Here is a 26035-nt window from a genome sequence, read left to right as displayed (position 1 = left end):
TCCGGCGATAAGATGTCTACTTGTTAGCTAATTTGTATACGTTTATTCCATAACCCATTTTTCGTTAGAAAAATAAAAGATTACTCAATGAATTATACGAATCATCATGGCGGCTAATGCCGCGACGTGAATGAATAAGAGGTTTAAAAGTGATTTACAGGTTGATAGCGCAAAAGCTGCGCGCACGTATTAATTCGGAAGAGTTTAAAGTGGGCGATGCGCTGCCCGGCGAGCTGATACTGGCGCAGGAAATCAGTGTTTCACGCAGCACGTTGCGCAAGGCGATTAACATCCTGGTCGGCGAGGGCATGCTCGATCGCCGGCACGGTAGCGGCACCTACATTCTGCAAAAGGATTTACAACACGACACCCACGGCTTAAACAGCTTCGCTGAACATATGAAGCAGATTGACAGGGTAGTGACGAATGAAGTGGTACAGTTTTGCGTGCGGCTGGCGCCGCCGGCCATTGCGCGCCAGTTGCGCATCAAGGCCAACGAACAGGTGTATTATTTCCAGCGCATTCGCCACGTGGACGGCAAACCCTATATGGTGGAAGACAGCTATATGCCGGTCAGGCTGTTCCCCACGCTTTCACTGCACTATATGTGCGGCTCCAAATTTGACTATATCGAGAACCAGTGCGGCATCACCATTGATGGCTGCATTGAGACCTTTACCCCGGTGCTGGCGGCCGAGCCCTATGCGCACCAGTTAAAGCTCAAAGAGGGGGCGCTGTTGCTGCAACTCACCTCCCTTTCGCTGTCCACCAGCGGGGAGTACCTGGATTTTTCCATCATGTATATGAACCCGAGCGAATATCAGGTGAAGTACTACATGAAGCGCAACAAAATGCTGTAACGAACACGCCGGGCGCGGCAGCCTGCGCCCAGCGTTGGCAGCGCCGCCCGGCGGCAGTTACAAAATTTCATTTATCTTCACCGTTTCCCGCCATTTAGCCCTTTCCCCACCTGACGTGCATCAATTCTCCGCAGACGGAGTTGTACTATGCTCAGCCTCATTCAATTCGTGTAAATACGTTTTATTTTCATTAGCGTTCACCCCGTAACGATGGGTGCCCAGATGAGGAATACGCCACTTATGTCTCTTGAGCTTTCATCCTTCTTTGCTGCTGAAGACGGGTTACCCTTCCGCGGGCGCTGGGCCACCATGCCGTGGCGCCAACAAAAACCGTTGCCCGCCGAAGAGATCGATGCCGCCTGGCGAAGCCTGACGGCCACGGCCATCACCGGCAACAAGCGCCTGCTGTACGTACACATTCCGTTTTGCGCCACGCAGTGCAAATTCTGTGGCTTCTATCAGAACAAGCTCGAAGAACAGGCAATCGCGGAATATTGCGACATGCTGCTGCAAGAATTGGCGTTGGAAGCCGGCAGCACGTTGCACCAATCTGCGCCAATACACGCCATTTATTTTGGTGGCGGTACGCCCTCTGCGCTAAGCGCCCGGCAGTTGCATCGGATCATCAGCACCTTGCGCCAAAGTTTGCCGCTGGCGGCAGACTGTGAAATTACGGTGGAAGGCCGGATTTTCAACTTTGACGACGAGCGCATCGATGCCTGCCTGGAAGCTGGCGCCAACCGTTTTTCCATTGGTATCCAAACCTTTGATACCCGCGTGCGCCAGCGCCTGGGGCGGCGCGCCAACCGCCAGGAGGCAATAGATTTCATCACCCGCTTAGGGCTGCGCGATCGCGCGGCGATCATTTGCGATCTGATGTTCGGCCTGCCGGATCAAACGGTTGCAAGCTGGCGGGAAGATCTGGCGATCGTCCGCGATCTGCCGTTGGATGGCGTCGATCTGTACGCGCTCAATCTGTTGCCGAATACGCTGCTGGCCAAAGCGGTGGAAAACCAGCGCGTGGCGTTGCCCGCCGTTGACCACAACCGCGATTTGTACCTGATGGGGGAAAAATTCCTGGCGGATGAAAACTGGCGCCAGCTCAGCAACAGCCACTGGGCGCGCCATAGTCGCGAGCGCAATCTATACAACCTGCTGATCAAACAGGGGGCGGACTATCTGGCGCTCGGCAGCAGCGCCGGCGGCAGCGTGGCCGGGCAATCCTATATGATGGCGCGCAATCTGGAAGGCTATGCGCAGGCCCTCGCCAACGGGCGCAAGCCCATCGCCATGATGACGCCGGCCAGCCCTGACTACCGTTGGCGGCTGGCGTTGCAAGGCGGGATCGACAGCGGGTTCTGCGATCTGCTGCAGGTGCTGGATAACCCGGCGCCGTTGTTGCCGTTGCTGGAACAATGGCAACAGCGTGGCCTGCTGCGGTTAAACGGCTCGCGTTTCCACCTGACGCCGGACGGCCGTTTTTGGGCCAGTAACCTGTTGCAGGCTTTGCAAACGCTCATCCCACAGTTATTGTTACCGCAGGCGGCAGCCTAGCGATAACCTTCACGCCAACGCCGCCAGCCCTTTAACCGCTTTGACAAACGGAAAGTAAATTTATGATCAAGCATCCATGGCTGATTTTTGGCGGCGCGAGCGGCGTTGGCCGTGAACTGGTGGCGCTGGGCCTGCAGGAACAGCGTTCGATGACGGCGCTGGTGCGCAATGCCGAACAGGCGCAAACCCTGCGCGAACTGGGCCTGGCCGTAGTAGAAGGCGATGCGCTGGACGCCGCCAGCGTCGAGCGCGCCTGCCGTGCCGCCGGGCCGCAGGCGCGTATCGTTTCCACGTTGGGCAGCGCCGAAGCCGACTATGCCGGGAACCGGCTGATCATCGACACCGCAACGCGTTGCGGCCTTAGCCATATGCTGCTGGTGACCTCCATCGGCTGCGGCGACAGTTGGCCTTCGTTGTCGCCGCGCGCCCGTCAGGCCTTCGGCCACGCGGTGCGGGAAAAATCGCTGGCGGAAAGCTGGTTACAAACCAGCAGCCTGGCCTGGTGCATACTGCGCCCGGGCGGCCTGAAAAACGGCTCCGCCAGCGGCCAGGCCGTACGGCAGCGAGGGGAAGCCCACGGGCTGGTCCACCGCGCAGACGTTGCGCGCCACATTTACCAGATCATCGACGATGACGCGGCCTACGGCCAGATCTACGCCGTGATCGACCCAACGCTGGCCATGCCGCAACGGTTTTAACCTGGGCGAGTTTCCTTCGCGGTGATTATGCCCCCAGTCCCTTACAGATAGGCTGCTGCATGCTGTTGATCGACAACTATTTGCCCGATTACCAATTTCGTGAGCGGCATTCTCTGGTTATCGCCGCCTCACCAACCGCGGTGATGGCCGCCGCGAAGGATTACCGGCCTGAGAGCGATGCATTTTTCCGCCGAATGATTTCCCTGCGTGAGTTGCCCATGCGGGTGTTTGCGCGCCTGCAAGCCGCACCGCGCCCTCTGCCGCAGGCATTTGGCATGCACAACTTCACCCTGTTGGAACAACAGGATCATAGTGAATTGGTGTTTGGCCTGATCGGGCGGTTTTGGCATGCAGACTATGGGCTGGTAGCCATTGACGGCGGGGACGCTTTTTGCGCTTACAATGAGCCAGGCGTGGCCAAACTGGTGCTGGGGTTTACCGCTGAAGCATGGGGAGATGGGCAAACGCGCCTTTTCACCGAAACGCGTGTATTCTGCCCAGACCGGGCCAGCGTGCGCAAATTTACGCCCTATTGGTACCTGATCCGCCCGGTGAGCGGGCTGATCAGGCGGCGGATGCTGGCCAGCATTGCACAGCTGGCGGCCAACAAGGAGCAACAGTGAATAAACTTGATAACCTGACCGCCATGATGGTTTTTGCCAAAGTGGTCGAAACCTTAAGCTACACCGAGGCCGCAAACCAGCTTAATATTGCCAAGTCTTCGGTTAGCAAAGAGATCAGCCAGCTTGAAATCAATCTGGGCGCCAAACTGTTGCAACGCACCACCAGGAAAATTCAGGTAACGGAGATTGGGCTAACTTATTATCAATATTGCTACCGTATTCTGAATGAAATAAAAAACGCCGAACAGTTTATCCGCCAGATTCATGAAGATCCCATCGGCAGCCTGCGCGTTGCCGCGCCGGTCACCTTTGGCACCCAGTGCGTAATGCCGGTGATTAATCAATTTATTAAGCAAAACATCCACATTAGCGTCGATCTGGATTTAACCGATCGCCCGATTAATATTGATGCCGAAAATTACGACGTGGCGGTTGCCATTAGCCGCGAATTACCCGCCGACGATGCGTTTAAACCCCTGATGGACATTGAGTGGGGCCTGTACGCCAGCGAAAAATACCTGCAGCAGCGCCCGGCCATCACCCACCCGGATGAATTGCCCCACCACGATTACCTGCTGTTCCGCGGCAACGCCCACACCATCGCGTTGCCCTTTCGCAAGGACAAACACAAACAGACGATTGAAGTGCGCTGCCGCCTGCGCGCCAACAACAGCACGGCGCTGTTAAACGCCGCGCTGAGCAGCCTGGGCATTGCCTATCTGCCAGCCTATATCGCCGATGAATATGTGCACAAAGGCGATATTGTGCGGCTGCTGCCGCAGTGGCAGATGGACACCTACAAATCCTGCGTACTGTTTAAAAAGGCGCACATTAACGCCCCGCGCATTCGGCTGTTTGTCGAAAGCCTGCAACACGCCTTGCGGCCGCCGGGCTAACGCGGCGCACCGATCAGTAATAATCCCCGTGGCGGTAGTCCCAGCTTGGGAAAATATCACTCATTATGGCCATAATCTGGTTCACCTGCAGGCCTTTACGGATCAACACCGGGCATGGCAGCACGCCGCGCTGGCCATGCTGTTCCGGCACCAGCTTGCCGGTTTTATCCACCAGAGAAACCATCACGCCCTGCTCATAACGGGTTTCATCCGATTCGTGCGGCTGGATGGATTTAACGTAATCGTTGGCGGCGATGATCAAATCCGCCCGCTCGGCAATGCGTTCGCCGATGCCTTCAACCAGGCCCCGGTTGCCTTTGCCGGAGGGGTTGGCGGAGCTGGCAAACGAAAAGCGGCCCTTTTCCCACAGGGTGCGGGCAATGTTTTCGCCCGGCGTGCCGAACTTAATCACAAAGCAGCTGGTTTCGCGCCCGTCCATCATCAACGCCTGGCTACCGTCATCCGGGATCAGCGCTTTGCCTTCCGGCTTCCAGGGCAGAATGCACCCCAGCAAAATGTCCTGCTGCCAGTGGCGTTCATACAGCCGTTCAATTTCCGGCGTCATTTGGGCCAGCGCCTTCACCTGTTCCAGCGAACCGCACAGCACCACGCCCGGTTTATTGCGTTTGCGCTGCTTGGCTTCAAACTTGCGCTCCAGCCCTGCGGCATCCGAGGTCATGATGATATAGCCCACTTTGGTCGGGCTGACGATCATACCGCCGTGGCCGGATAAAATATCTACCGCTTCCTGCTGAATGCCGCCATTCCAATTAATTGTTTTCTCTTTCATGCTTAATTTCCACTTTTCATCATTATGCCGGCTGGAGAAACCAACATATTAACCGGGGTTAATTAAATAGCGTATTTTCGGCCAGCGATTAATAGCCACATTTAATTAACCGTTATTCGCCCACATACTTTCAAAGGGAATATTGAAAAATATATACCTGATATTTAATAACGGTATTTGTTGTGCCGTATTTCTATTTTATGGCTTCATCATAAAGCCAAGTTATTCGCTGGCAATCAATAGCGTGCTATTTCGGCTATTGTTTCCGTAGGGAAACAATGGGGGTGATAATCAGAGAAATTCCCCCAATAAAGAAAAAAACGAGTTGAGTTTAGTGAGTAAAGACGGGTGGGAATCGCTTAATGTTGCCCTTTAGCCAGATAGGCAGCCATTTCTTCCGGCGGCACCATGCCGCCGCCGGTCGCCCACACCAAATGGGTCGCGTTCGCCAACCGTTGCGGGCTAAAGCCGTGCATCGCCTGGTAGCCCGTATCCGCCAGCACCCGCAGCGGCCCGGCCATGCCGGCTAACGCCGAAGGCTCCAACAGAATATTTTCCGCGCGATGTAGCCAACCCAGCATATCGAACAGGGTTTGATCATCCAGGGTATAAAACCCATCCAGTAAGCGTTCCATTGCGCGGCCAACGAACCCCGAAGCGCGCCCTACCGCTAAACCATCGGCAGCGGTCAGGTTGTCGATGCCCAGATCCTGCACGGCAATCGCATCATGCAACCCGGTGCTGACGCCAAGTATCATGCACGGGGAGTGCGTCGGCTCAGCAAAAATACAGTGCACGTGGTCGCCAAACGCCAGCTTGAGGCCAAAGGCCACCCCGCCGGGGCCGCCGCCAACGCCGCACGGCAGGTAAACAAACAGCGGGTGGGCGGCATCCACGGGGATTTGCCGTTGCAGAAACTGCGCTTTCAGGCGCTCCCCGGCCACCGCATAGCCAAGAAAAAGCGTTTTTGAGTTTTCGTCATCAATAAAAAAGCAGTTCGGATCGCTTTGCGCCGCCTGGCGCCCCTGTTCGACGGCAACGCTATAGTCCTGCGCGTATTCCACCACCTCAACCCCATGGCTACGCAGCCGATCCTTTTTCCAGCGCTTGGCCTCGGCCGACATATGCACCGTCACCCTGAACCCCAGCCGGGCGCTCATGATGCCGATCGATAACCCCAGATTGCCGGTAGAACCGACAGCGATGCTGTACTGGTTGAAAAACCGCCGGAACGCCGGCGACAGCAGTTTACTGTAGTCATCATCAACGCTTAACAGCCCGGCGCCCAACGCCAGCTTTTCCGCATGCGCCAACACTTCATAAATGCCGCCACGCGCTTTGATCGAGCCAGAGATCGGTAAATGGCTGTCCTTTTTCAGCCACATTTTCCCAGCGATGGGCACGCCGAACCGCTGTTCAAGCATTTTTTGCATCGCCGGGATTGGCACCAACGCAGACTCAATCACCCCGCCGCTGGCCGCCGTTTCGTCAAACGCCCCTGCAAGGTAAGGCGCAAAACGCTTCAGGCGAGCATGCGCCTGGGCAACGTCGTCGGCCGTCAGCCCCACATAGGGCAGGCCGGCTTCAAGGGTGGTGAAGCGGGGGTTGAACCAACGGGTTTCCTGCAGGTTAACCAGATCGTTCACCACCGGGTGTTGGCCAATCAGTTTACGAACATTGCATTTAGTCATAACCGGTCCATTTCCAATGACGGAGGATACCGCTATTAGATAAAAAGCGGCACGGCCTGACAAACGATAAAAAAATGCGTTCACATGAGCCAGATTGCATCAAAACGCCGGCCCGGTATGAAATAAGGGCGCCGGCTATATTTTGCGTTCTTCCTTTTTCACCTGGTCCTGCGGCTTTTCATAGCCAAGCCGGCCAATAAAAGGCAAACGCAGCGCCGGCGAATTAAAATCAATGCCCATGTTCAGCCCCAGCACATTGACTTCGATGCCCTCTTCCGCGCCCAGCGTAACGCCAAGCACCCCCAGCAACGACACCTGCACGCCCCGGCCCGAAGGGGGCAAGCCGATGGGGCGCGTCAGCGGGCGATAATCCTTGCCAATGGCGTTGGCCGGCATATCCAGCTTCAGCTCCGGCACTTCCCGGCCAATATGAGCAATGAAAGTATTACTGTTAGGCCCCGGCCAGGCGTGATAGGTGTGCGGATAAGGGTAGCTTTTAATGGCGGCCTCAATGCGCGGGATCATCTCGCCAGCCCGCGCGCCGCGGTGATCCACCAATAGCGTCGGCCGCGAACCAAACCACAGGCCATCCGGCAGCGCATAATCACGGCGCACCACGTTGTCGCTGCCCCAGCGCACCACCTCATAACGGCGGTAGCGGGTTTCTCCGGCCTGCTTGAAGATGATCCACGGATGAACCGCCACCCGCCCGCGCCAGCCGTAAGTGGGGGCGGCATAAATTTGCACGATCGCCACCTGGCGCAGCTTGACGGGATCGGGCGCGATGCCGGCGGAATCACGCCGGGCGCTCCACCAGCCTTTGCCGGTGGATGACTCCCCGTTGCGCATAGCGTTAGCCAAACTCTGCCCAAACGACAGGAGCAGTACACAGACAAAACCTATAGCCAGCACTTTCACGTAATTCATTGTGGCCCCGCCCCGTATCCCGCTCCGCCCGAAGCAGTAATTTGCCCATATTATGAACACTCAAATTTCATTATGCCGGAATTGCGCAGTTTATCGAGGCCTATGTCAATATCGGCCGCAATGGGGCAAGCATGCTCGTCAAAGCGCGGGCAACGGGGAAAGGAAACTGGGGGCGACGCCGGTCCAACGGCGGAAAGAACGGCGGAAATTATTAATATCGTTGATCTGCAAATACTGCGCGACCGCCTCATTACTTAGGCCGTCAAACCAGTAGAGAAACAGCGCGGTGTGTTTGCGCACCCGATCCCACTGCTGCTGGAAGCTGCTGTCGTGCTTACGCAGCTTGCGCTTCAGCGTGGCCGGGCTCATTCCAAAGGTGGCGGCCACCCGCTCTAGGTTGAGCGGTTCACGCAGATTATTGCGCAGGTGATCGTAGAAATGATCGATAAAGCCGCCATCGAAGCCCTGCGCCGCCAGTTGCTGCCGGCACTGCTGGCGCACAACGGCGCACACCGTGCTGTTAGCATGGGGCGAAGTCTGGGTGGCGTATTCGATCGGCAGCAACATCATGTTGATCGGTTGCTCAAAGCTCAGCCCATCGCCCAGGTGCACCCAGTATTGTTCGATATAGCGCGGCTGGCGGTAGTCAAACAGAAAACGCCAGGGCAACGGCTGCTGCGGGCACAGCCAGCGGCCCAGGGCGACAATCGAAGCCATGGCGGCCTCCAGCAGAAAACGCTGCCGCCCCGCCTCCGCACCCTCGCTTTGCGGCCAGTACAGGCAAAGATAGCGATCGTTGAGTTGCATTCGCGGCGCCAGCAGCGGGCTGAACAGGCTGCAAAAGCCGATGACGTCATCCAGCGCCTGCTGCAGATTCTCCGCCTGTTGCAGCGCATGGCTGAAGTTGCCGTAACAGCCGGGCAATAACCGCCGGCCAAACAGAAAGCTGGTGTCGTCGGCGCCCATCAGACGCATGCTGTTGTCAATCAGTTGGCCGAACTGCTGCTGGTTGAAGCGCACCGTGCCCGCGGCGAGATCCTCCAGAAACACGCCGGTGCCGCGCAGCAAGCGGTGGCCGTCGATATCGCGCGACAGCGCCAGATCGATTAACACCCCCGGCTGATGGTGGCCGAGAATAAAACGCTCATCGCATTCGTACCAGCTACAGGCGCTCATCCGGTCACCCTGATCTGCTTGGCCTGGCTCAGGGTTTGATTCAGGCGCAATAACAGCGCGTCGCGATCTTCATCCATCGCCATCACGGCGGCGACGCTGGCCTGCAGCCGAACGCGCTCGCCATGCCGCTGCGTGTGATGCGCCAGATGCGCGATCGCCGCCGCCAGATCCTGCGCCATCACCTTCGCCTGCTGCTCGCCGGTGTTGGGCAACAGCGCAACAAAGCGATCGCCAGCCAGCCGGCACAGCAAGTCTTGCTGGCGCAGGTTGAGCAACAGCAGTTGGCACAGCGTCTGCAGCACATAGTCGCCTTCCGCCGCGCCGAAACGCTGGTTGATGGCGTCAAAGTCATTGAGATCGACCACGATCAACGACAGCGGCTGCTGTTCGACAGCCGCCTGTTTTAACGACAGCGACAGCTGTTTGCGCAGATAATCGGCGCCGCCGAGCGGTGTCAATTTGTCGAACAGCAGGTGTTCACGGAACAGCCGCTCGCGCTTGTTCAACTGTGCGCTGATCGCTAGTTGCTCCTGATGCCAGTGATAGATCCCGAGCGTAATCAGTATCAAACCAATCGGCATCGGAATATCTTCCAGCCATTTCCCGAGGCTGACGTCATGCGGCAGACGGATGAATTCATCCAGGCTGTCTATCCACCAGGAAAAGAAAATACAGGCCAGCCCCAGCGCCAACAGCGTGGTGACGCGGCCAGCGGGCCGGCTCACCAACAGCATAATCAGCCAGCTAAGGGCCAGCAGCGCCGAACCGCCTTCGGCCAACACGTCGGTCCAATGAATTTCGGCCCAGGGCTTTACCTCGCCGAGAATCAGTTCCAGCAGCAGGCCAAGATTGGCGAGAAAAGCCAGCAGCAACAGCTTGCTGCCGTGTTGTTTGAAGAAACCGTACATCAGTAGGCGCTCTTAACGTGATTCAATCCAATGCCCTAAGCATACAGGCGCAGATGACGGTAGCATGACAGCGGAGGGGGTCAATTCAGCTCACGCCAAATGCGTGTTTTTTTCGCCGGGCGGCGGCGGCGGCTGGCCGCGCCGAGCATTCAGCCCCCTCATCCCGGCGCCAGCCCCAGGCGGCGGCAGTCATTTCAGCTCAAAACCCGCCCCGCTTCCCGCCATTAGGCGCCGATTTGCCCCTGCCGGCCCAGGCCTGTCATATAACTGACATCGGTGATTTCTAGCATCCCTTCCCCAATAAGCCGGCTCACCGGCAGCTCACCGTCGTCACTCTGGGGGAAAAATACGTGAAAGCACAGCGAAACAACACCACACGGGCGGCAAAACGCCGGCTCAGCAGCCTGGCGCTCGCCATCAGCGGCCTTGCCCTGCCGGCGCTCACGCTGGCAGAAAACGCCACGGAACACATGGAGGTTATCGGCCAGGCCGCCAGTATGTCCCAGGCCCTGAATGAACAACGCACCTCCGACAGCATCCAGAGCGTGGTCCACGCCGACGGCGTGGCGCAGTTGCCGGATGACAACGCCGCCGAAGCGCTGCAGCGCCTGCCGGGGGTTTCCGTCGAACGCGATCAGGGCGAAGGCCGCTACGTCAGCGTGCGCGGGCTGGGGCCGGATCTGAACAGCGTGCAGATTAACGGCACCACGTTGCCCTCGCCGGAAAGCGACCGGCGCGCGGTGGCCCTCGACGTTTTGCCTTCAGAGCTGGTGCAATCGCTGTCGGTGGTGAAAACCCTGACGCCGGATATGGACGCCAACTCGCTGGGCGGCACCGTGGAAGTCAACAGCCTGTCGGCCTTTGATCACAACGGCCTGTTTTATACCCTGGGCGCCGAAGGCAGCTACGACAGCAACAGCAAAAAGAGCAGCCCGAAATTCTCCGGCGCGGTCAGCAATATCTTCAGCATCGGCGACGGTGAAGACAACTTCGGCGTGGCGGCGGCGTTGAGCTGGCAAAAACGCAGCTTCGCTTCAGACAACGTGGAAAGCGGCGGCGATTGGGATTTCAGCGATGGCGCGCGCCTGAACAGCTTTGAACAACGGCGCTATGAAATTGAGCGTGAACGCACCGGTTTTGGCCTGAACTTCGATTATAAGCCGGACGATCTCTCCAACATCTACCTGCGCACGCTGTACAGCCGCTTCAAGGATAATGAAACCCGCCAGGCTTCGGCCATCGAATTCAGCGAACCGCTGGCCGAAGGCGAACGGGGCGACGCCGAAGTGGAACGCGGGCTGAAAAGCCGTGAAGAAACCCAGGAGGTCAAAAGCGTGGTATTCGGCGGCGATCGCATGATGGGCGCATGGACGCTGAGCGGCCAGATGGCCTACAGCCGCTCCAGCGAAAAGCTGCCCAGCGGCACCTATGCCACGTTCACCGGGCTGGATGCCTTCCCGGACAGCGGCTTTTCCGGCACGGTTAAGCCGTATAGCCAGATTGGCGGCGGCTACGGCGATGCCAGCAATTACCAGTTGGACTCGATGGAATGGGAAACGCAGAAAACCAGCGACACGGAAAAAAACATTCGCCTGGATCTGGCGCGCGACTACACCCTGTTTGATACCGACAACCAAGTCAAATTCGGCGGCAAGATCAGCCGGCGCGATAAAAAGAACGACCAGAACGTCTGGACGTATGAAGATCTCGGCGACTACGGCCTAAGCGACGATCAATTGAGCCTGAGCCGCTTCACCTCCGGCAATGCCGGCTATGCGTTCGGCCAGGATGGCCCGGCCATCAGCACCGGCAGCGTCAATAGCCTGATCGGCGCCCTGGGCAAAGACGGCTTTTATAACCAGGAAGACTCAACCATCAACGATTACCGGATGAGTGAGGACATCAACGCCGCCTACCTGATGAACACGCTGGATGTGGACAACTGGCGCTTTATCACCGGGCTGCGCTACGAGGGCACGCGCTTCAAGGCCGACGGCACCGGGCTGAACGACGGGGAGTATCAAACCTCCAGCCACCAGAACAACTACCATGACTGGCTGCCAGGGCTGCACGCCCGTTACCGGTTGGATAACAACACCCAAATCCGCGCCGCCTGGACCAACTCGGTGGTGCGCCCGGCGTTCGGCCAGTTGGCCCCCGGCTATACCATCGACGGCGACGAAGCCGAATTCGGCAACCCCGAACTTGCTCCATTGAAATCGAAAAATTTCGATTTGGGGATCGAGCACTACATGGGGCGCGCCGGCACGCTGTCCGGCTACCTGTTCTATAAAGACATCCGCAACTTTGCCTACGAAACCGATCTGGCCGGCCGCGGCCAATGGGCCGATTTCAGCGAAGCCAAAACCTGGGCCAACGGCGGCAAAGCGCGGCTGTACGGCGCCGAACTGGCCTACTCGCAGAAATTCGACTGGCTGCCTTCACCGTGGAATGGCCTGCTGGCAGGCGCCAACCTGACGATGAGCCACTCCAGCGCGCGCATTGAAGGCAACGGCATCTCGCGCAAGATAGCGATGCCGAACCAATCCGACGTGGTGGGCAACCTGATGGTCGGCTGGGAAAACGACACCGTGAGCGTACGCGTCTCGGCCAACTATAAATCGGATTACCTCAGCACCGTGGCGGCCGTCGATGACCGCGCGCACGACAGCTACGTCGACGACCAGATGTTTGTCGATCTCAGCATGCGCTACTACCTGACCAAACAACTGCACATTTCGTTCGATGCGCAAAACCTGACCAACGAGCATTACTACGTCTATACCGGCAGCCACGGCTTTAACTCGCAGTACGAACAATATGGCCCGACCTTCAAACTTGGCCTGACCTATACCAATTTCTAAAGGACTTAGCGCATGCATTTTCGATTTTCACCCCGCCCGGCGGCGCTGGCCCTGCTGGTGATGAGCAGCTTACTAAACGCCGGCCACGCCGCCACCCCGGCAGCCGCGCCCCCGTTGAGCACCCTCGCCGGCAGCGCCAACAATGACGAAGCCCGGTTGCTGAACGACAACCGCTTCTGGCCGCAGGCCGATCGGCTGTTGCTGGCCGGTAAACAGGGGTTGCTGCTGCAAGATGCCCAGGGCGCCACGCTGGCGCGCCTGCCCGGCAAGTACCAAGCGCTCGACGTGCGCACGGATGCCGACGGCGCGCTGGTGACCATGGTGGATACCGCACGCCAGCAACCGCTGCTGGTGCGGCTGGACGGCGCCAAACGCCAATGGGGCACCCCGCAATACCTGCCGGCGCCAGGCTTCAAAGTGGAAGGCAGTTGCCTGTTCCGCGATGAAGCGGACAACAGCTTTGTCTTCCTGATCGGCGAAAAAGGCAAGGGGGAACAGTGGCTGGTGGGGCAAGGCACCCGCCTGCTCGGCGCCGCGCGCAAAGTGCGCGATCTGAGCATGCCGCCGGACAGCGAATACTGCCAGGTGGATGACCGCCGGGCGCTGCTGTACGTCAATGAAGGCGCCGTCGGCCTCTGGGCCTATGACGCGCAGGCCGAAGCGCCGCTGCTGCGCCGGCCGGTGGATATGCGCCAGCCCTTCGGCGCCATCGGCGGCGGGATCGCCGGGATGGCGGTGCTGCCGGACGCCGTGCTGGCGCTGGATCCGGAAAACAGGCAGTTGCACCGCTATCGCTACCTGGAAAACGGCTGGCAGGCCGATGCCGCACTGCCGCTGCCAACGCTGAAAAAGCCGCAAATGCTGACGGTGCGCCCAACGGCACAGGGAGCGGAAATCATCATCGCCGACAAACGTGGGCTGCACCAGGGCAACATCGCCTGGCCGTTGCCTGCCGCCACGCCGCTGCCAACCATCCAGGTATTGCCTGCCCGGCTGGAAACCGAACCGGTCGCCAGCCAGGGCGACGCCGCCGACGATCCGGCCATTTGGGTTAACCCCACCGACGGCGCCGCCAGCCGTATCCTGGCCACCGACAAGCAGCGCGGGCTGCTGGTGTACGATCTGCAAGGCCGCAAATTGCAGGATCTGCCGGTCGGCCGCCTGAATAATGTGGATGTGCGCAGCGGGCTGCCGCTTGACGGCAAGACGATCGATCTGGCTGTCGCCAGCAACCGCGACAACAACTCGCTGCACCTGTTCGCCATTGCGCCGGCCAACGGCGAAGTCGCCGAACTGGGCGAGATCGCCACGCCGCTGCCGGAGATCTATGGCCTGTGCATGTTTAAGGATCAACAAGGCGCGATCTACGCCATCGTCAACGATAAAAGCGGCCGTTTCCTGCAATACCGCCTGCAAGGGGAACACGGCGCCGTGCGCGGCACCGTGGTCCGTGAATTCAGCCTGCCGAGCCAGCCCGAAGGCTGTGTAGCGGACGATCGTCAGCAGCGGCTGTTCATCGGTGAGGAAGACGTTGCCGTGCACGCGCTGGATGCCCGCCCGGAACAGCCTGCGCAGTTGCAGCAGGTGATCGCCGCTGGCGGTGCGTTGCAGGCCGACATTGAAGGGATGGCGGTCTATCAGGGCCACCAGCACAGCTATCTGGTGGTTTCAAGCCAGGGCAACAGCAGCTATCTGGTGCTCGACGCCCTGCCGCCTTACACGCTGCGCGGCGCTTTCCGTATCGGCCTGAACGCCGCGGCCGGCATTGACGGCGCATCGGAAACCGATGGGCTGGAGGTTACCGCCGCCAACCTGGGTGCGCCGTGGCAGCACGGCATGCTGGTGGTGCAGGACGGGCGCAACCGCCTGCCGGAACAAACGCAAAACTATAAATATCTTCCCTGGTCAGCGATTGCCGAAGCACTGCAACTGGCCGACTAATCATTAACACCCCGCCCGCCAGCGCTTTCACGGCCGGCGGGCAACCGTAAGGAAAAGATGATGACTTCCGATAACGCAATGACGTTCAGCAGCCTGATCGGCAACGCTAGCCTGCTGGTGCAATGTGTCATGGCGATCCTGCTGTTGGGTTCGCTGATCTCCTGGTATCTGATCGTGATGCACGGCCGGGTGCTGCGCAGCAGCGAAAAAGATATCGCCACCTTTCGCCAGCGTTTCCGCCAGGAAGGCGATCTGCCGACGCTGCAACGGGCCATTCAGGGCGACATGCCGCGTGATGCCGGCGCCCGGCACATTTTCGCCGCCGCCTGGCATGAATTTCAGCAACTGAACCAGGTGAAGGGCATCGCGCCCGATGCGGTCAACGCCGGGGTGGAGCTCAGCCTGCAAACCGCCATCGCCGAACAGGAAGAGCGCCTCAATAGCGGCCTGGCGATGCTGGCGACGATTGGTTCGGTCAGCCCCTACATCGGGCTGTTCGGCACCGTGTGGGGCATTATGAATGCCTTTATCGGCCTGGCGCACGTGCAGCAGGCCACGCTCAACACCGTGGCGCCGGGCATTGCGGAGGCGCTGATCGCCACCGCCATCGGGCTGTTCGCCGCTATCCCGGCTGTCATTTTCTACAACCGCTTTACTGCCCGCACGCAAACGCTGGTGAACCGCTATTACAGCTTCGCCAACGAGCTACAGGGCAGCCTGCACCGCCGGTTGCAAATTGCGGCGCATGCCACCGCACCCCGTTCACAGGCCGCCTGACAGGAGTTGTTTATGCGCAGACCACCGTTACGCCATAGCCCCAAGGCTGAAATGAACGTCGTTCCCTATATAGACGTTATGCTGGTGCTGCTGGTGATTTTTATGGTCACCGCGCCGATGCTGCTGCAGGGCGTAAAACTGGAGTTGCCGAAAGTGGCCAGCGAAACGCTGCCCGCCGACAGCCAGCGCCAGGTGCTGACCCTGTCGGTTAAAGCCGACGCCACCTATTACTGGAACCTGGCAAGCGACGTGCAGCCCGAACAGCGCGCCGACTCAGCGCAGGCCGTCACGCTCGAAGAGGTGAGCGCCAAAGTGGCGGCGATTATCGCCGCCAAAGGCGACACCCAGGTTTATATCCGCGCCGACCAGGCCGCCAACTACGGCAGCGTCGTCGCCTGCATGGCCGCGCTGCAAAAAAGCGGCATCGAAAACATCGGGCTGATTACCGAGGCACCGCAATGAGTGCCTGTTACTTCCCCGATGCCACCGTAAACACGGCGCCCGCCTGGCGGGCGCGTATCATCGCCGGCGCCGTTGCGCTGGCCGCCCACCTTCTGCTGGCGGCATTTCTGCTGCAACACTGGCAAATGAAAACGCCGCCGGCGCCGGTGGTGCGCCATCTGCACACCACGCTGATCACCCTGCCGGCGGCTGAACCCGCCGCCGTCGCGCAACCGGCTCCGCAGCCAACGCCAGAAGCGCCTCCTGCGCCAGCCCCCACGCCGGCACCGCCGCCGCCGGCCGAACCGCCCGCCGTGAGCAAGCCGCAATTGGCAACGCCGCCCAAGCAGGATAAGGCGCAATTGGCGCGCCAGCAGCAGGCGCGCGAGCGCAAGGCGGAACAAACTCAGCGCCGGCAACAGGAAAAACAGCAGCAACAGCAGGCGCTGGCGCAACAGCGCGCGGACGATGAGCAACGTCGCCAAGCGGCGCTGCAAAGCCAGGCTACCGCACGCGCCGCACAGAACGCCCGCCAGGCTGCAGAGGCGGAGAGCAACGGGCGCCAGTATCAGCCCATCAGCAAGCAAACGCCGGACTACCCGGAAAAAGCGCTCAGCCGCAAGATTGAAGGCAACTGTACCGTGGTTTACCGGGTAAACCGGCGCGGAGAAGTGGAAGATCCGCAGGCGCAAAGCGACTGTAACCCGCTGTTTGTGCGCACCTCGATCAACGCCGCCAAAACCTTCCGTTATCAGCCACGGGTGATCAACGGCCAGCCGGTGGATGTGCCGCAGGTGAAAAACACCTTCCACTACCGGATTCAGTAACTCAACGTGGCCCCGCTGCCGTGGGGCCGCTCGCCGGCAGCGCTTTTTTACGCGTTGATAAACGCCGCTACCGGCGGCGGCAGCGTTTGCTGTTTGCGCCAGGCCAGGGCCACCTGATAAGGCACCGGCGCGCCCTGCTGCGCCAGCGAGCAGAAAGCCACGTTATCCCAGCCGCTGCGCCGCAGGAATTCAGGCACCAGCGCCACGCCCAGCCCCGCTGCCGCCAGCCCGATGAGGGTTTCCATCTGCACCGCCTGCTGGGCGACGCGCGGGGTAAACCCTGCCTGCCGGCAGGCCGAGAGAATCGCGTGATGGAGGCCGGGGCCTTCGCCCTGAGGGAACATGACCCAGGGTTCATCCGCCAGCGCGCCAAGCGGCAACTCATCCGCCGCCGCCAGCGGGTGCCCGTGCGGCAACACCGCCACCCACGGGCTGATGAGCAGCGGTTGCAGCGCCAGATGCGCCGCGGCATATTCCGGCACCGGCAAAGCGACGATGCCAACATCCAACCGATCGTCCAACAGTGCCTTCACCTGGCGTGCGGTGGGCGCTTCGTGCAGTTCCAGCGCGACCTGCGGGTGATCGTTGCCAAAACGGGCGATCATCGCCGGCAGCCGGTGCCGCACCGCGCTGGCGACAAAACCAATGCGCAGCGAACCGCTTAGCCCTTGCCCCGCGCGCTGAGTCAAGGCTTCCGCTCGCGCCATCTGCGCCAGCGTGCGGCGCGCTTCCTCCTGCAGCACCACCCCGGCGGCGGTTAACCCGATAATGCGGTTAGTACGCTCAAACAGGCGCACACCCAGCGCCTGCTCCATATTGCGGATAGCGGCGGTCAGGGGCGGCTGGGCCATATGCAAACGCTCGGCGGCCCGGCGATAGTTCATGGTTTCCGCCACCGCCAAAAATTGCCGCAGCTGACGCAGGCTCAACATAGCGTGATACCTTAAATGTATTAAATAACACCATGGATAGTATTAGACATATCACCAACACGTATCGATGATAAGCCTTATTTCACTCAGGAAATGGCGCTATGAGCAATGCAACCCTTGCACATCGTTACGTTGCCCGCGGCAGGAAAACGCTGGCGGGTCTGCTGCTGGCCGTGGCCCCTTTGGCCGGCGGCGCGGAGCCGCCTCAACCCGAGGCGGAAGCCACGCTGGTGCGCAAAGATCGCTCGGTTTCTCTCACGCCGGGCACTTCGCTGTTTATTCGTGAGGTGCGGTTGGCGGCGTTGCCTGACAACGGCGCTGCGCCGGTATTGCTGGTGCACGGCGCACGCGTGCCGGGCCTCGCCTCTTTCGATCTGCCGGTGCCGGGCGGCTCGCTGGCCGGCGATCTGGCGGCGGCCGGCTACCGTGTGTATGTCATGGATCTACGGGGCTACGGCTATTCCAGCCGGACGGCTGCGATGAGCCAACCCCCAGAGCAAAGCGCGCCGCTGATGCGCACCGCCGACGCGGTGGCCGATATCGGTGCGGCGATCCGCGCCATCTCGCAGTGGACGCAGCGCGATAAGGTCAGCATCGTCGGTTGGGCAACCGGCGGGCACTGGGCCGGCGCTTATGCCGCGCACGCGCCACAGCATGTCGATCGGCTGGTGCTCTACAACACCCTTTACGGCGGCAGCCGCCACCACCCTCAGCTTGGCCTGGGTTCGCCGCTGGATACGCCGGAAAAACCGGGTACGTTTAACGCCGCCCTGTTCGGCGGCTACCGCATCAATAGCCGTGCCAGCCTGTTCCCGGCCTGGGACAACAGTATTCCCGTGGCCGACAAGACGCGCTGGCGTGATGCGCACGTCGCCCAGGCCTATGCCGATGCGGCGCTGGCATCGGACGACACCGCTTATCAACGGGATCCGCCCGGCTTTCGCGCCCCCAGCGGTGCGATGGCCGACAGCTTTGAACTGGCGCTGGGTAAAAAGCAGTGGCAAGCCGCACGGCTGACGATGCCGGTGCTGGTGATCCGCTCTGGCAGGGATTTCTGGAGCCGCCCGGAAGACGCCAGCACGCTGGTGCAGGAAGCGCCGAACGCACGCATGCTGCCGCTTCCTGAAGCTACACACTTTGTGCATCTCGATCGGGACGACGCGGGAAGAGGCCAGTTCCTGGCTGCCGTCAGCCGGTTCCTGGCGCCTGAGGCAGTAAATCCGGCGCAGCCGTTTACAGAGAATCCGCAATAAACTCCCGCAGCCAGCGGTGGGCAGGATCGCGGTGGACGCGTTCATGCCACAGCATCGCCATTTCAAAACCGGGCACCGCAACCGGCGGCGCCACCTGCAGTAGCCCGAGCTGATCGCGCACCAGGCGCTCAGGCAACATCGCCACCAGATCGGTCTTGGCCAGCACGGCGATCACAAACAGGAAGTGCGGCACCGAGAGCACCACGTGGCGCTCCAGCCCCACTGCGGCCAGGACGCTATCGGTTATCCCCTGAAAACCGCCGCCGTCGGGCGAGACGATCACATGCGAAAGCGCGCTGAATTGCCTGACCGTTGGCCGCGTTTGCAACTGCGGATGGCCGCAACGGCCAGCCAGCACATAGCGCTCGGTAAACAGCAGGCGGTGGCGCAGCCCCTCGGGCGCCCCTTCAAGGGTATGAAAAGCCAAATCAATGTCGCCCTGCTCGGCCAGTTCGGCGAGACGCGCTGGCTCTTTGCCAAAAATAGCCAGCCGGCTATGGGGCGCGGCGGCACGCAGACCGGCCAGCGCAGGCAGGATAATGGTCAATTCCGTGTAGTCCGACGCAGCAACGCGCCAGGTTTGCTGGGCCACGGCCGGCTCAAATGGCCGGGATGGCAAAATGGCCTCTTCCAGCGAGGCCAGCGCCTGGCGCAATGGCGCGCGCAGTTCCTCTGCCCGGGCAGTGGGCCGCATGCCACGCGGCCCCGGCAACAACAGCGGATCGTCAAAGAATTCGCGCAGCTTCGCCAGTTGCACGCTAACCGAAGGCTGGGAGAGGTTTAAGCGCCGTGCCGCGCGGGTGACATTGTGCTCGGCCAGCAATGCATCCAGCGTCAGCAGTAGATTAAGATCCAGGGCTGCAAAATTACTCATAACAATACCTGTTATTTATCTAATTCATTTCAACTATACCGTAGCAGCCCCTACTCTGCCTCCAGACACTTAACGGAGGCCACAGATGAATGTATTAATTGTTTATGCCCACCCCGAACCCACATCGCTGAACGGTTCGCTTAAAGACTTTGCCGTGCGCCATCTTGCCGCAGCCGGGCACCAGGTGCAGGTATCGGATCTGTACGCCATGGGCTGGAAAGCGGTACTCGACGCCAGCGACAACACCGCTAAACCGGCCGGCGAACCTGTTAAACCGGATCTTGATTCCAAACGGGCCTATGAACGGGGAACGCAAAGCCCGGATATCAGCGCCGAGCAGGAAAAACTGCGCCAGGCGGATGCGGTGATCCTGCAGTTCCCACTGTGGTGGTTTTCAATGCCGGCGATCCTCAAAGGCTGGGTGGAACGCGTTTACGCCTATGGGTTTGCCTATGGAGTGGGCGAACACTCCGACAGCCACTGGGGCGATCGTTACGGCGAAGGTTCGATGCAGGGGAAACGGGCGATGTTGCTGGTCACCGCTGGCGGTTGGGAAAGCCACTACGGCCCACGCGGGGTGAACGGGCCGATCGACGATCTGCTGTTCCCGATCCAGCATGGCACACTGTTTTACCCCGGCTTTGACGTGCTGCCGCCGTTTGTGGTCTACCGCACCGGCCGCATGGACGCGGCACGCTTTGAACAGGTGAGCGCACAACTTGGGCAACGGCTCGATAACCTGTGGAGCACCCCGCCGCTGCCATTCCGGCCGCAAAACGGCGGTGCATATACCATTCCGGAACTGACGCTCAAGGAGGAGATTGCGCCAGGGCAAACCGGCTTGCCGATCCATCTATACTCTAAATAATTCGAGTTGTAGGACAAAAACGCAAAAGCGTTTTTGAACAGCGCTGGCCCCGAAGGGGTGAGGCCGTATGGCCGAATCATGCGGCAACACAGCGTTCAAATCTGCCAGGAGCAGATTTGAACGCTGCTGGCAGCGGCCCCATAGGGGCGAGGCCCAGGGACGAGCCGAGTAATAAAGCCAACGCACCTGCGGCTCGAAGTATGAAGGGTATAGGGGGTGTTGACGTTTAGCGCGCATCTTGGGCTGCGGAGCAAGGCACCGTTGCCAGGTTTCGGCAACGTTCTTTGCCCTGACCGAGAGGGTTTCGGTCGCCATCATATCGTGGCTTTTTGCAACACCGTAGCTCGCGCCCGAGTTAGGGGCCGTGGGCTGTATGAACCGGGCACATGGGTAACACTTTACACCGGGCACATGGGTAACAGGTTATAACTGGCACAGTTAACGAGATAGGGAGGTTTACTGTGCCTTGGCCTGAGAGTGTTACCATGCAACGTTTGCAATTTGTCACCGCTTGTCTGAAGGGCGATACTTCTGTCGCTGAGCTATGCCGCCGTTTCAACATTAGTCGCAAAACTGGCTATAAGTGGCTGTCCCGATTTTCTCCTGATGATATTTCCTCTCTTTCTGACCATTCCCGAGCTCGCCATCATCAACTTTCCATACCGCTGCCAACGGTGGAATTGCTTCTTGAGAAGAAACAGCAGCACCCTACATGGGGCCCGGAAAAGATAAGACAATTACTTTTGAATATGGATGTTTCGGATGTGCCCGCTGCCAGTACTATTGGGGGCATATTTAAGATCCATGGCCTGACAAAAAAACGTAATCGATTGAAATACAAACCCAAACGGTCTTATGTGCTCCATAAGATAAACCAGCCAAATGATGTCTGGAGCGCGGATTTCAAAGGCAAGTTCACCCATACAACCGGACGTTGGTGTCATCCTTTCACACTGACGGATAACTACAGCAGAATGGTACTTGCCTGTGATGCCACGTATTTACCCGATGGGAAATTTGTCATTCCCTGCCTCGAGCGAGTCTTCCACGAATGTGGTTTGCCCCAGGTTCTACGCACCGATAACGGTCCACCTTTTGCCGGTGCCGGGCTGTGGGGATTAAGCCAGATGTCTATCTGGCTAATCAAATGTGGTGTTACTCCCGAGCGAATTCGCCCAGGGAAACCGACAGAGAATGGACGTCATGAAAGAATGCACAGAACAATGAAAGAGGGAATGAAACAGTGTCATAAATTTGCCTCTCTGGAGGAACAACAGACATGGCTAAACACATGGAGAAAAGAATTTAATGAAGTTCGGCCACATAAGGCTCTGGGAGGAAAAACGCCCCAATCAGTCTGGTGTCCTTCCCCCCGGATTTATACTGGGGCACAAAAGGAGATGCCGGTACCAAAGGGGGCGAAGTTACTGCGTGTGGAAGTGAAAGGTGATTTATGGTTCAACGGCCGACGAATCTTCCTATCGGAGGCCCTCAGGTATGAATGGGTGTGGATGAAAGAAGTTGACGATGACACGGACGAAATAGGGTTCGGGGAGTTGGTATTGGCCCGGTACGATAGACAGAACCATCGTATAATCCGGGCTGATTAAAGAATAAATGCGTTACCTATGAGGCTGGTCAGATCTGTAACCTATGTGCCCGGTTCATACAGGGCGCGTCCCCTAACGACCCGCGCCTGCGCCATATCAGGCGGCCGCTACGCGGCTACCCTCACTATGTCACTTCGCATCACGGCCGGCTACGACAGGCGTCCCTGCCTGTCTCGCCTGAAACCGCCGTCCTGGCGGTTTCGCCTATGCTACGTTCCGCCGTTCGGCGCCTTCAATGGCTTCCACACCCGTGCTCCACTAACCAAATCACTCGTCTTTGAGATTAACCCATGTCAAAACCAGTGGTTAGGTTGCCCGGTGGCTATAAATTGAACACACCTGCAACTTGAAGTATGACGAGTATAACCCGATAGACCGGCGTTACCGTCACCGCTGCGGTGGGAAATAGCGTTCAATGTCGCTAAAGCCCATCGCGCCTTCCAGGGCGGAAAAGTCGCCCGCCTCGCCCATCGCTTCGGCAGCGCGGATAAACGCGCCCAGCGCCAGCCGAGATAACGATGAACCGGCGCTGATACGCTTCACGCCCGCCTGTTCCAATTGCGCCATGCTGAAGGTGGCGCCCGGGATGCCGGCGATGACGTTAACCGGTTTTGACAGGGCGCCGCACAGAGTGCGAATGGTGTCTAAATCCCGGAGGCCGGGCGCATAAAGCACATCCGCGCCGGCTTGTTCAAAAGCCTGCAGCCGCCCGATGGTATCGTCGAGATCCGGCTTGCCCCACAGGTAGTTCTCGCAGCGGGCCGTCAGCACAAAATCCTGCGCCAGTTTATCGCGCGCTTCCGCTGCGGCCTGGATGCGTTCAACCGCCAGTTGAAAATCATAAATCGGCCGTTCGCGACGGCCGCCGTAATCTTCGATCGAGCCGCCGGCAAGGCCAATCTCGCCTGCGGCGCGAATGGTTTCCGCCACGATCTCCGGGCTGTCGCCAAAGCCGTTTTCCAGATCGGCCGATACCGGCAACGGTGTCGCCTCAACCAGCGCGCGGCAGTGCGCCAACGTGGTGGCTCGATCTACGCTGCCCTCGCGCAATCCCTTGGAAAAAGACATGCCGGCGCTGGTTGTCGCCAACGCCTTGAACCCCATTGAGGCCAGAATTCTGGCCGTCCCGATATCCCACGGGTTGGGGATGATGAATGCGCCGGGTGCCTCATGTAATTTTCTGAAATCGCTGCTGATATTCGCCATCACCGTTCCCCTGTCAGCCCGCTGGCGCGGGAGTGTTTTCCACCGAATGTATATCCCAAAGACGCCAAGTGGCAAGGCACACACCCGCAACTTGCTGTAGGGAGGGTATATCAGTGATATTCATTATCATAAAATTTTTAGTGGGTAGCGCTACGGGAAACCGGTGAAACCCTATAGCAAGGCGTTCGACTAAACTAACCATTAAGCGATAAAAATTATCGTTTTACGATAAAACAAGTGCTATCGTTGTACTGATTTCCATCAATTCTCTCTGTGAGGTTTCTATGGCACCGGATCGTCTGGCTATGTTCTGTCGCCGCATGGCGATACTTACTCTGTGGCTTACTATCATCATGCTGGCGCTGAATGTCGCCGTCTGGCTTTTTCCCACGCTAGCTTCTGTTGAAGGTGGGTACGGTTTCGCTTTTTCCCTGTCAAACCAGTTAATCTCGTCGCTGAATCAAGATCTAAGTACCTTTCCATGGTGGCAAAGGCTCGGAGCGATTCTTATTTCCAGCGTGCCCTTGCTTTCGCTTTCGGCTGGCCTACTGAATCTGCGATCTTTGTTCAGCAACTACTCGTTGCGGAACTATTTTTCCGTATCGTCATCCCGCTATCTGGAAAAGATGGGTCAGTCAGTGGTGCTTTGGGTCGTGCTGAATTTTCTGTGCGAACCGCTTCTTAGCATCTGGATGACAATGCGGGAACCGGTTGGTCAGCGCTTGATTTCATTGAGTGTGGATTCATCTGCGGTCGTGGCGCTTTTTCTTGCGGCCTGCATTATCGTGATTGCCCGGATTCTGCGCCGCGCAAGCGAGATCAGTGCCGAAAATCAGCTGTTTGTATAAAGGACGCGCTATGCCCATTGCAATCACGCTGGACGTTATGCTGGCCAGAAGAAAGGTCAAATCCAGGGAACTGGCGGCAGCCATTGGAATCACCGAGCAAAACCTTTCCCTGTTGAAACAGGGAAAGGTTAAAGGCGTACGGCTTGCGACGCTGGAAGCGATCTGCCGGCATCTGGACTGTCAACCGGGCGACATTCTGGTTTATTCCCCCGACGATGACGGCCCAGCATCTAATTTGTTAATGGATTGATTTTTATACAAAAATTCCGGGTATTTCCCGGCTTAATCATTTCCTTACTGTTTTCGGCGTCTTAATCGCCAGCGGTTTAATGATCGCCACGTGGTCATCCCCCCGAGGCTGCTATGGCGAATGGGGACTTCGATGAGCATCATTGCCCGAGATATTGCGATTGAAAATCTCTTTTAGAATATTAATATTCGTTATACAGCTTCAAATAAGGTTTCAGCATTGAAAACATAGCGGATGAATCACGCATAGCCGACAGGGTTATTTGAGGAGTCAAAAGATGATATTTTAGGAGAAACCAGATAGACCAAATTTCATGAACCAGCATATAAGGAGCTAACTCATTGAATTCAAATTTTTGTTTTGAGTAGCTATTATAGGTATTCAAAAAAAATGATGTTTTAGCAGACATGCCAGGATTATCCGTGCTCCTTGCCAGCAGATTCCATGTCATTATGCCAAGGTCCAGACAGGGACTCGACACACAACAGCATTCGAAATCAATAAATGCGGCATTGTTATTGCTAATGAATATGTTTCTGCGCCAGGGATCGCCGTGGCAAATGGAAAATCCGGAATGAAAATCCTGGATTTTCATAACCCTGATCATTTCCCTATAGTGGTCTTTTAATTCAGTGCAAGAAAAAAATAAATCAGAGACCCCACACATTTTATTATATTCCCTATCAGCATCGAAAACAGGGAGGTTCAGACCCAGAGGAGCCAGATTATGAAGTTTGAACAAAGTGTCAGCACAGAGAGACAGGTCTTCATCACACAGCGTACATTCACGGCCTTTTGCATTTTCAAATACAAGTACAGCGCGTTGATGACCCGATACTGAAATTGAACTGGCGAGAGTACCTTTTACGTTCTTTAAAACTTCTGCGGCTGAAATTGAATAAATAATTAAACGATTGCTGATGTTACCCTCATTTTCAACAGAAGAGAGGGATCTTTCACTATGAAAGATTTTGATGAAATAGGTTTTTCTCTCATCCGTAAGGATAGACAAAATGAGATTAATGCCAGGAACAATCATTTTACAGTCAATGCAACTGATACCATAGTTCTCATATAGCCATGATGGTATTTCTGTGACAAGCCCAGTTTCATTTTTCATAAAAATGTTCTCAATTTACCGTCTAAAAACAGGCGGCCTAAATCAGCGCAAGGGATGGCAACAACCTTGACACTGACCGAGGCTTAGCAACACCACCACGC

Annotated in this window: 24 protein-coding genes; 15 read left to right on the top strand and 9 right to left on the bottom strand. The window is 58.1% G+C overall.

What is annotated here, in order from left to right; genetic code table 11:
• The first annotated feature begins 149 nt into the window (after nucleotides 1-149).
• The 5 genes from ACN28Q_RS18625 (at nucleotide 150) to ACN28Q_RS18605 (ending at nucleotide 4631) form a co-directional block, all read left to right on the top strand.
• Nucleotides 150-860, top strand: a complete 711-nt coding sequence (locus ACN28Q_RS18625) for a GntR family transcriptional regulator (protein WP_095847709.1) — start codon at nucleotides 150-152, stop codon at nucleotides 858-860.
• 240 nt (nucleotides 861-1100) lie between these two features.
• The gene (gene hutW / locus ACN28Q_RS18620) at nucleotides 1101-2414 is read left to right on the top strand and encodes a heme anaerobic degradation radical SAM methyltransferase ChuW/HutW (protein ID WP_095847708.1); all 1314 of its coding nucleotides are present in this window, start codon (nucleotides 1101-1103) and stop codon (nucleotides 2412-2414) included.
• A gap of 62 nt (nucleotides 2415-2476) precedes the next feature.
• Nucleotides 2477-3112 carry an SDR family oxidoreductase gene (locus ACN28Q_RS18615; protein WP_095847707.1) on the top strand — a complete coding sequence of 212 codons (636 nt, stop codon included), beginning with the start codon at nucleotides 2477-2479 and terminating at the stop codon, nucleotides 3110-3112.
• A gap of 59 nt (nucleotides 3113-3171) precedes the next feature.
• On the top strand, nucleotides 3172-3735 hold the full coding sequence (locus ACN28Q_RS18610; protein WP_095847706.1) for a hypothetical protein: 564 nt from the start codon (nucleotides 3172-3174) through the stop codon (nucleotides 3733-3735).
• Entirely contained in the window at nucleotides 3732-4631 is a 900-nt protein-coding gene (locus tag ACN28Q_RS18605; protein ID WP_095847705.1) for a LysR family transcriptional regulator, read from the top strand. Before ACN28Q_RS18610 ends, ACN28Q_RS18605 begins: the two co-directional genes overlap by 4 nt.
• Nucleotides 4632-4644: 13 nt before the next feature.
• On the opposite strand, the gene ACN28Q_RS18600 is transcribed toward ACN28Q_RS18605, so the two are convergent.
• The 5 genes from ACN28Q_RS18600 to ACN28Q_RS18580 all read right to left on the bottom strand — a co-directional run bounded on the left by ACN28Q_RS18600 (nucleotide 4645) and on the right by ACN28Q_RS18580 (nucleotide 10123).
• The gene (locus tag ACN28Q_RS18600) at nucleotides 4645-5421 is read right to left on the bottom strand and encodes an L-threonylcarbamoyladenylate synthase (protein WP_095847704.1); all 777 of its coding nucleotides are present in this window, start codon (nucleotides 5419-5421) and stop codon (nucleotides 4645-4647) included.
• A 359-nt stretch (nucleotides 5422-5780) separates the two neighbouring features.
• Nucleotides 5781-7112: a D-serine ammonia-lyase gene (gene dsdA, locus ACN28Q_RS18595; protein ID WP_095847703.1), complete on the bottom strand. Its 1332-nt coding sequence runs from the start codon at nucleotides 7110-7112 to the stop codon at nucleotides 5781-5783.
• Between the two features lie 135 nt (nucleotides 7113-7247).
• Nucleotides 7248-8039 (bottom strand): DUF3750 domain-containing protein, encoded by a 792-nt coding sequence (locus ACN28Q_RS18590; RefSeq protein WP_095847702.1) that lies wholly within the window; start codon nucleotides 8037-8039, stop codon nucleotides 7248-7250.
• 138 nt (nucleotides 8040-8177) lie between these two features.
• Complete coding sequence (locus ACN28Q_RS18585) at nucleotides 8178-9215, bottom strand: AraC family transcriptional regulator (RefSeq protein ID WP_095847701.1); 1038 nt, start codon at nucleotides 9213-9215, stop codon at nucleotides 8178-8180.
• On the bottom strand, nucleotides 9212-10123 hold the full coding sequence (locus ACN28Q_RS18580) for a GGDEF domain-containing protein (protein WP_095847700.1): 912 nt from the start codon (nucleotides 10121-10123) through the stop codon (nucleotides 9212-9214). Before ACN28Q_RS18580 ends, ACN28Q_RS18585 begins: the two co-directional genes overlap by 4 nt.
• A gap of 350 nt (nucleotides 10124-10473) precedes the next feature.
• Between ACN28Q_RS18580 and ACN28Q_RS18575 the strand changes: the two genes are divergently transcribed.
• From ACN28Q_RS18575 to ACN28Q_RS18555, 5 genes are read left to right on the top strand one after another with little or no spacing between them, the layout of a single operon-like run.
• Nucleotides 10474-12987, top strand: coding sequence for a TonB-dependent receptor (locus ACN28Q_RS18575; protein WP_230469581.1), 2514 nt, complete (start codon nucleotides 10474-10476; stop codon nucleotides 12985-12987).
• Between the two features lie 12 nt (nucleotides 12988-12999).
• Nucleotides 13000-14928: a phytase gene (locus ACN28Q_RS18570; RefSeq protein WP_095847699.1), complete on the top strand. Its 1929-nt coding sequence runs from the start codon at nucleotides 13000-13002 to the stop codon at nucleotides 14926-14928.
• Between the two features lie 57 nt (nucleotides 14929-14985).
• A complete protein-coding gene (gene tolQ, locus ACN28Q_RS18565) occupies nucleotides 14986-15705 on the top strand; it encodes a protein TolQ (RefSeq protein WP_095847698.1) in 720 nt (239 codons plus the stop codon).
• A 12-nt stretch (nucleotides 15706-15717) separates the two neighbouring features.
• The gene (gene tolR, locus ACN28Q_RS18560; protein WP_095847697.1) at nucleotides 15718-16167 is read left to right on the top strand and encodes a protein TolR; all 450 of its coding nucleotides are present in this window, start codon (nucleotides 15718-15720) and stop codon (nucleotides 16165-16167) included.
• On the top strand, nucleotides 16164-16973 hold the full coding sequence (locus ACN28Q_RS18555; RefSeq protein WP_095847696.1) for an energy transducer TonB: 810 nt from the start codon (nucleotides 16164-16166) through the stop codon (nucleotides 16971-16973). The genes tolR and ACN28Q_RS18555 overlap by 4 nt, the downstream gene beginning before the upstream one ends.
• Before the next feature lie 47 nt (nucleotides 16974-17020).
• Here the strand turns inward: ACN28Q_RS18555 and ACN28Q_RS18550 are convergent, their stop codons facing one another.
• The gene (locus ACN28Q_RS18550) at nucleotides 17021-17905 is read right to left on the bottom strand and encodes a LysR family transcriptional regulator (RefSeq protein ID WP_095847695.1); all 885 of its coding nucleotides are present in this window, start codon (nucleotides 17903-17905) and stop codon (nucleotides 17021-17023) included.
• Between the two features lie 101 nt (nucleotides 17906-18006).
• On the opposite strand from ACN28Q_RS18550, the gene ACN28Q_RS18545 reads away from it, so the two are divergent.
• Nucleotides 18007-19158, top strand: a complete 1152-nt coding sequence (locus ACN28Q_RS18545) for an alpha/beta fold hydrolase (RefSeq protein ID WP_095847694.1) — start codon at nucleotides 18007-18009, stop codon at nucleotides 19156-19158.
• On the opposite strand, the gene ACN28Q_RS18540 is transcribed toward ACN28Q_RS18545, so the two are convergent.
• Nucleotides 19139-20032: a LysR family transcriptional regulator gene (locus ACN28Q_RS18540; protein WP_095847693.1), complete on the bottom strand. Its 894-nt coding sequence runs from the start codon at nucleotides 20030-20032 to the stop codon at nucleotides 19139-19141. The genes ACN28Q_RS18545 and ACN28Q_RS18540 overlap by 20 nt on opposite strands.
• Nucleotides 20033-20117: 85 nt before the next feature.
• On the opposite strand from ACN28Q_RS18540, the gene ACN28Q_RS18535 reads away from it, so the two are divergent.
• Together ACN28Q_RS18535 and ACN28Q_RS18530 are read left to right on the top strand one after the other, a co-directional pair.
• Entirely contained in the window at nucleotides 20118-20900 is a 783-nt protein-coding gene (locus ACN28Q_RS18535) for an NAD(P)H-dependent oxidoreductase (protein WP_095847692.1), read from the top strand.
• Between the two features lie 461 nt (nucleotides 20901-21361).
• Entirely contained in the window at nucleotides 21362-22510 is a 1149-nt protein-coding gene (locus ACN28Q_RS18530) for an integrase core domain-containing protein (protein WP_095845103.1), read from the top strand.
• 387 nt (nucleotides 22511-22897) lie between these two features.
• Here ACN28Q_RS18530 and ACN28Q_RS18525 read toward each other — a convergent pair whose 3' ends face one another.
• Nucleotides 22898-23716, bottom strand: coding sequence for an isocitrate lyase/PEP mutase family protein (locus tag ACN28Q_RS18525; protein ID WP_095847690.1), 819 nt, complete (start codon nucleotides 23714-23716; stop codon nucleotides 22898-22900).
• Nucleotides 23717-24000: 284 nt separating this feature from the next.
• Between ACN28Q_RS18525 and ACN28Q_RS18520 the strand changes: the two genes are divergently transcribed.
• Together ACN28Q_RS18520 and ACN28Q_RS18515 are read left to right on the top strand one after the other, a co-directional pair.
• Nucleotides 24001-24564, top strand: a complete 564-nt coding sequence (locus ACN28Q_RS18520) for a DUF2975 domain-containing protein (protein WP_095847689.1) — start codon at nucleotides 24001-24003, stop codon at nucleotides 24562-24564.
• 10 nt (nucleotides 24565-24574) lie between these two features.
• Entirely contained in the window at nucleotides 24575-24814 is a 240-nt protein-coding gene (locus ACN28Q_RS18515) for a helix-turn-helix domain-containing protein (protein WP_095847688.1), read from the top strand.
• Nucleotides 24815-24995: 181 nt separating this feature from the next.
• On the opposite strand, the gene ACN28Q_RS18510 is transcribed toward ACN28Q_RS18515, so the two are convergent.
• Nucleotides 24996-25934: a phosphotransferase enzyme family protein gene (locus tag ACN28Q_RS18510; RefSeq protein ID WP_095847687.1), complete on the bottom strand. Its 939-nt coding sequence runs from the start codon at nucleotides 25932-25934 to the stop codon at nucleotides 24996-24998.
• Nucleotides 25935-26035 lie beyond the last annotated feature (101 nt).

This window comes from Gibbsiella quercinecans, from assembly GCF_002291425.1.
Taxonomy (GTDB): domain Bacteria; phylum Pseudomonadota; class Gammaproteobacteria; order Enterobacterales; family Enterobacteriaceae; genus Gibbsiella; species Gibbsiella quercinecans.
This window is presented reverse-complemented; position numbering and strand designations above follow the sequence as displayed.